The organism is Longimicrobium sp. (genome assembly GCF_036387355.1).
Lineage (GTDB): Bacteria > Gemmatimonadota > Gemmatimonadetes > Longimicrobiales > Longimicrobiaceae > Longimicrobium.
Genome location: NZ_DASVTX010000042.1, coordinates 1 through 6,070 on the forward strand (window position 1 = coordinate 1; position 6,070 = coordinate 6,070).

Consider the following 6,070-nt stretch of genomic DNA (forward strand, 5'->3'; position numbering starts at 1 on the left):
AGTTGCCGTGAAACCTGTTCCGGGCCGGGCGGGCATCCACCGCGGATGCCCGCACCGTCTTCAGAGGCTGCCGTCCGCCGTCCTGTCGTCGTACTCGCGATGCGTGAGCACGTGGCGGATGTAGACTCTCCCCATGTCGTACCGCATGCTGACCACCAGCCGGTACTTGTTGCCGCCGATGTCGAACACCGTAACCCCGTTCTTGAGGAAATCGGCGGCGGGGAAGTGCGCTCTGACCTCGTGTGGTGTTTCATACTGGTTCGCCCGCATCATCCGCCTCCAGACTTTGAGCGGCGTTTCGGCGTCGGGGTGCGCGTGCCAGAACGAGGTCAACCTGCTTTCCGTGATGATTCGAATGCAGCCTCCTGGGGTTCCGGGTTGACGTTGCCCGCACCGCTCGCACGGTGCTCCCAATATGGTAACCCGTCCACCCTGTCACGTCAAGGCTCTTGTTCCCGTCCTGGGAGCGCGAGCGGAGTGTGAACCGCGTCTCTCACGGAGGCCACGCAGGTTTCACGGAGGTCACGGTACGGCGGTAGAAGCATCAAGCAGAAACGAGACACGCGGAGAGGAACCGCGGCGGATCGGAGAACCGTTGACGGCGCCGTTCTCCTTCTCCGTGCCTCCGTGTGAGCCTGCCGTTGCCCTCTGTCCCGGGAGCGGCCCTGTCCGAATCGCGCCGCGGGGCCTATCGTGCACGCTGCGAGGCCGCCCCGGAACCCGCGTGGGCCGGCCCCTGTACGATCCACTTTCCTTCATCCCAAACAACCGAGCATGCGACGACTCGCCCTGCTGGCCGCGCTGGCGCTGTTCCCCGCCGCGCTTCACGCGCAACCCGAGCCCCCCACCCGCGCCGACACGCTGCGCGGCTCCATTGGCCCGGCGCGGGCGTGGTGGGACGTCACGTACTACGACCTGCACGTGGCCCTGTCGCCCCGCGACAGCACCATCGCGGGCTCCACCGGCATCACCTACCGCGTGCTGCAGCCCGCGCGCGAAATGCAGGTGGACCTCGCGCGGCAGCTGAACGTGGACAGCGTGGTGCAGGAAGGCCGCAGGCTCACGTACCGCCGCGACGGCGACGCGTTGTTCGTTACCCTGCAGGCGCCGCAGGCGGCGGGCGCCAGCAAGACGGTGCGCGTGCACTACCGCGGCCGGCCGCGCGTGGCGCTGAACGCGCCCTGGGACGGCGGGCTGGTGTGGGCGCGCGACAGCATCGGCAATCCGTGGATCGCCACGGCCGTGCAGGGGCTGGGCGCCAGCGCGTGGTGGCCCAACAAGGACACGCAGGCCGACGAGCCCGACAGCCAGGCCGTCGCCGTCACCGTGCCCCGCGGCATGGTAAACGTGGGCAACGGACGGCTGCGCCGCACCGTGCAGAACCGGGACGGAACGACGACGTACCACTGGTTCGTCAGCAGCCCCATCAACAACTACGGCGTGGCCATCAACGCGGGGAACTACGCGCACTACAGCGAGGAATTCCAGGGCGAGGGCGGGCGGCTCACGCTGGACTTCTGGCCCCTTGCCTACCACCTGGACGCCGCGCGGCGGCAGTGGGCCCAGACGCGGCCCATGCTGCAGTGCTTTGAGCACTGGTTCGGCCCGTTCCCCTGGTACGAGGACGGCTTCAAGCTGGTGGAAACGCCGCACCTGGGCATGGAGCACCAGAGCGCGGTGGCGTACGGCAACCACTTTCAGAACGGCTACCTGGGCCGCGACCGGTCGGGAACGGGGCTGGGGCTGGAGTGGGACTTCATCCTGATCCACGAGACCGGGCACGAGTGGTTCGGCAACAACATCACCACGCGCGACATCGCCGACATGTGGGTGCACGAGGGCTTCACCACCTACTCCGAGGCGCTCTACACCGAGTGCCAGCGGGGCAAGGAAGCCGGCGCGCGCTACATCATCGGGCAGCGGCGGCTGGTGCAGAACGACGAGCCCATCATCGGCGCGTATGGCGTAAACCGGGAGGGCTCGGGCGACATGTATCCCAAGGCCGGGAACATGCTGCACACCATCCGCCACCTGGTGAACGACGACGAGCGGTGGCGCGGCATTCTGCGCGGAATGAACCAGACCTTCCGGCGCCAGGTGGTGACGGGCAGGCAGGTGCAGGACTACGTGAGCGCGCAGGCCGGCATGGACCTGAGCCGCGTGTTCGCGCAGTACCTCACGACCACGAAGATCCCGGTGCTGGAGTACCGCCTGCGCAACGGCACCCTATCGTACCGCTGGGCGGACGTGGTGCCCGGCTTTGACATGCCGGTGCGCGCCACGCTGGCACCGGGTGTCTACACGCTGCTGCGCCCCACCACGGAGTGGCAGAGCGCGCCCGCGACCCTGGCCGCCGCCCCCGACTTCCGCGTGGACGAGAACTTCTACGTGGTCGCGCGCGACGCCGACGCACCCGCGGCGCGCCCCGCGAGCAACTGACCGCCGCGGCCGCGGCCCGCTACGCGCCCGCATCTTTCCCGGCCGGCCCGTCGCCCTCACTTTTGGGGATGACGGGCCGGTTCCGCATCCACTCCTCACATCACTTCCAGGCTCCGATGGCCGAAACCTCCCGCGACGCGCTGCTCGCCAACTACTCGCCCGCGGTGCGCGACCTGGCGGAGCAGGCGTGCGCGCTCATCCAGTTGCTGATGCCTCCGGACACGCCGGAAAAGGTGCACCTCGGGTGGAAGAACATCATCTTCGGGGAGCGGATGGTGCTGGCCGTGGGGCCGCTCAAGGACCGCATCAACATCATGCTCGCGGGGGCGGGGCTGCCGGATCCCGCGGGGCTGATGGAGGGGAGCGGCAAGGCGGGGCGCCACATCAAGATCCGCTCGGCCGAGGCGCTGCGGAACCCGGCGCTGGCCGATCTTCTGCGCGCCGCCATCGCGGCGGGCGACGCGCCCGCGGAGGAGCGCGCGGCCCGCATCGGCGAGCCGGTGGCCGGGCACCGCGCCTACGGCAGCAAGACCGTGAACGTGCCCGTGGACCGGCTGTTCGCCGCGTGGGTGAATGACGGGGAGCGCGCCTCCTGGGCCGCGGGCCATCCGCTGGTGATCCGAGGCACCACGCCCGGCAAGTCGCTCCGCGCGCGCTGGGGCGACATGCCCGTGGACGTGCGCTTCGAGGCCAAGGGCGACGCCAAGAGCGCCGTCACCATCGACCAGCGCGACATCGCCGCCGCGGAGGAGGCGGCGCGCATCAAGGGGCTATGGAAGGAGATGCTGGACCGGCTCAAGGCCGTCCTGGAAGCCTGACGCGGCCCCCCGCATCACCGTCCAACGGCCGAACGGTGTTCCCATCCGCAGCGGGAAGGTACGGAGATGTGGTGTCACTCATCCCCTCTGTGTCTCTGTGTCTCCGTTAGAGCCCACCTGTTCGGATCTGTGCACCACACACGAAGCCCCGCGCCATGCAAGGCGCGGGGCTTCTGGTCTTCATGTGAAAGGACGGTCGTCAGACCACGGCAGATGATTGCGACGGGGCGGGGAGGCTGCCCAGCATGCCGCCGCCGCCGTCGTTCTTTTCGCGGTGCGTCCAGCCGAACCAGACAAAGAAGACGATCAGCCCCAGGATCACCAGGGCCATGAAGATGCGGCCGGTGATGCCGGAGCGGCCGCCGGGGTGCTTGAGGTCAGATGCCATCAGCTTGTTCCGGGTTCGCGGCTGCGGGTGAGCCCGCCGCTCCGCGCAACTGCCGTGCTCGCCGCGCCGCGTTCAGCGCTGGCCGCGCTTCGTGGATGCACCCGGGTCCGCTCCCGCCGCCCTGACGTCCGCCGGGAACCAGCGGTGCACCAGGTGGTCGATGCGCCGCCCGCCCACCAGCACCAGCGTGGTGATGGCGACGGCGATCAGCGTGGTGTGCCACAGCCCCGACGCGCACGCGATCCCCACGCCGCACGCCACCCAGAGCGTAGCCGCCGTGGTGAGGCCGCGCACCTGCTCGCCGCTGCCCTTGAGGATGGCGCCCCCGCCCAGAAAGCCGATCCCCGCGGTGATGCCCTGAATCACCCGCGCCAGCGAGGCCGAATCGAACCCGCCGTCCCCCGTGGCCGCGCTGACGCCCACCAGCGTGATGAGCCCCGTTCCCAGCGCCACCAGCGCGTGCGTCCGCAGCCCGGCCGATTGGCCGTGGATCTCGCGGTTCAGCCCCAGCGCGGCGCCGGCCAGCGTGGCCGCGCCCAGCCGCAGGGCCGCGTCCATCGTCGGGAGCTCGGGAAGGATCATCGTCCGCGGCCCGCGCCGGTCAGCCGCGCACCAGCGGCTCCAGCCGTTGCCGCAGGTCGTCGGGAATGTAGACGCTGGCGCGCGTGGTGGTATCGAACATCACAGACGTGACGGTGGCGTCCGCGACCCGCTCGCCGCGCTGGTTCACGATTTCCTGGCCAATGCGAAAGCTGCTGCGCCCCATTTCCGCCAGCCACGTGCGCACGCCCAGCCGGTCGCCCAGGTGCGCCTCGCGGCGAAAGTTGATGTTCACGTTCACCAGCACCGTGCTCAGCCGCGACTTGCCGAAGAAGTCCAGCGGAATGCCGTTCTGCTTCACCCACTCAAAGCGGCTCCACTCCAGGTACTCCATGTACTTGGCGTTGTTCACGTGCCCCAGCGCGTCCAGTTCCGTGGAGCGCACTTCGATGTCCAGCGTGGTGATCACGGCCTGCGTTTCCATGGCGTCGGTCTTGGGAGTGCGTGCGGCGGGTGTCGTACGCGGCGGGGCCGCGGTCGTCGGGCAATGTACCTCGTCTCCCCATCCGCCACTATCCCGGCGTGAGATGGAAGCGTGCTCGACGGGGCGGAGTCCGGCCGCGCCCGGTCCCGGGCCGGTCAGCGGCGCGCGCCCGGCACGCTGGCGATCACGCGCTGCACCAGCCCGTCCACGGCGGCGTTCTCGATCCACCGGGCCACGATCACCAGGTCGTGCTCCGGGTCCACAAAGATGACGTTGGTTCCGTTGCCCACGTGGGCAAAGGCGGTGGCCGGGGCGCTGGGCCACTGCTTGCGATCCGTGTTCAGGAACCAGTTCATGTAGCCGTAGCTGGTCTGCGCCGGCGTGGGCGTAAGCGCGCCGCGCACCCACGCCTCCGACAGCACCTGCCGGTCGCCCCAGCGGCCGCGGCGCAGCGTCAGCAGCCCGAACCGCGCCATGTCGCGCGCACTGATGAACATGCCGCCGCCCCAGTGCCCGCCGCCGCTCACGGACTGCACCGCCTGCCCGTCCATGAGCACCCACGAGTTCTCATAGCCCACCCACCGCCACGAATTGGAGGCGCCGATGGGGTTCATCACCTCATCGCGAAGCACCTGCGGCAGGGGGCGGCGCCACACGTTCAGCGCCGCGAGCGCGAGCAGGTTCACGCGCACGTCGTTGTACTCGTACGTGGCGCCCGGCTCGGCGCGCGGGCGGGTGAGCCACTCCGCCGGATTCTGCGCCGGACGGTCCGCCCAGTCCGGCTTGCCCCAGAGCGTGCCTTCCCAGTCGCTGGTCTGGCGCAGCAGGTCGTTCCAGGTGATGCGCCGCTCGCGGTCCGTGTCCAGGAGCGTCATGGGCCGCCCTTCACCCAGCCCGTCCGCGTGCCGTCCTCCACCCTCCGGCGGCAGCACGAAGACGGGCGCGGCGTACGCCTCCACCGGGTCGGCCACGGAGCGGATCAATCCCCGGTCCACCGCCAGCCCCACCACGGTGGACAGAAAGGACTTGGTGACGCTGAACGTCATGTCCACGCGGTCCGGCTCGCCCCATTCCGCCACGATATACCCGCCGCGGACGATGATCCCCGTCGGCGCGCCCCGCGGCTGAAACGGGCCCACGGGCTCGCCGAACGGCTCGCGCCCGAAGGTCTGAAAGTGCGCCATCTCCAGGTCTCGCGGCGCGCGGCTTTCGCTGCGGATGGCGAACGCCACCGCGGAATCCAACGCTGCCGCATCCATGCCGGCCTGCGCGGGGCTGCGCCGCTCCCACGCCCCCGCGGGAGGCACGTACGCGCCGCGCTGCCCCTGCGCCGCGGGCGCGAGCAGCAGGGCGAGGAGAACGAACAGAGTCCTGGGATGGCGATGCGGCACGGCGGTTCAC

7 protein-coding genes are annotated in these 6,070 nt (G+C 70.0%); 2 read left to right on the plus strand and 5 right to left on the minus strand.

Annotated features, from left to right (window positions below):
• Positions 1 to 60: 60 nt before the first annotated feature.
• Positions 61 to 333 carry a type II toxin-antitoxin system HigB family toxin gene (locus VF665_RS02005; RefSeq protein ID WP_331051729.1) on the minus strand — a complete coding sequence of 91 codons (273 nt, stop codon included), beginning with the start codon at positions 331 to 333 and terminating at the stop codon, positions 61 to 63.
• Positions 334 to 774: 441 nt separating this feature from the next.
• Between VF665_RS02005 and VF665_RS02010 the strand changes: the two genes are divergently transcribed.
• Together VF665_RS02010 and VF665_RS02015 are read left to right on the plus strand one after the other, a co-directional pair.
• Positions 775 to 2,439 carry a M1 family metallopeptidase gene (locus tag VF665_RS02010; protein WP_331051730.1) on the plus strand — a complete coding sequence of 555 codons (1,665 nt, stop codon included), beginning with the start codon at positions 775 to 777 and terminating at the stop codon, positions 2,437 to 2,439.
• A gap of 116 nt (positions 2,440 to 2,555) precedes the next feature.
• The gene (locus VF665_RS02015) at positions 2,556 to 3,257 is read left to right on the plus strand and encodes a DUF1801 domain-containing protein (protein WP_331051731.1); all 702 of its coding nucleotides are present in this window, start codon (positions 2,556 to 2,558) and stop codon (positions 3,255 to 3,257) included.
• A 199-nt stretch (positions 3,258 to 3,456) separates the two neighbouring features.
• On the opposite strand, the gene VF665_RS02020 is transcribed toward VF665_RS02015, so the two are convergent.
• The 4 genes from VF665_RS02020 to VF665_RS02035 form a co-directional block, all read right to left on the minus strand.
• Positions 3,457 to 3,645, minus strand: a complete 189-nt coding sequence (locus VF665_RS02020) for a hypothetical protein (protein WP_331051732.1) — start codon at positions 3,643 to 3,645, stop codon at positions 3,457 to 3,459.
• Positions 3,646 to 3,717: 72 nt separating this feature from the next.
• Complete coding sequence (locus VF665_RS02025; RefSeq protein ID WP_331051733.1) at positions 3,718 to 4,227, minus strand: MgtC/SapB family protein; 510 nt, start codon at positions 4,225 to 4,227, stop codon at positions 3,718 to 3,720.
• Between the two features lie 19 nt (positions 4,228 to 4,246).
• Entirely contained in the window at positions 4,247 to 4,669 is a 423-nt protein-coding gene (locus VF665_RS02030; RefSeq protein WP_331051734.1) for a thioesterase family protein, read from the minus strand.
• A gap of 155 nt (positions 4,670 to 4,824) precedes the next feature.
• Positions 4,825 to 6,060 carry a serine hydrolase gene (locus tag VF665_RS02035; protein WP_331051735.1) on the minus strand — a complete coding sequence of 412 codons (1,236 nt, stop codon included), beginning with the start codon at positions 6,058 to 6,060 and terminating at the stop codon, positions 4,825 to 4,827.
• Positions 6,061 to 6,070: the final 10 nt, after the last annotated feature.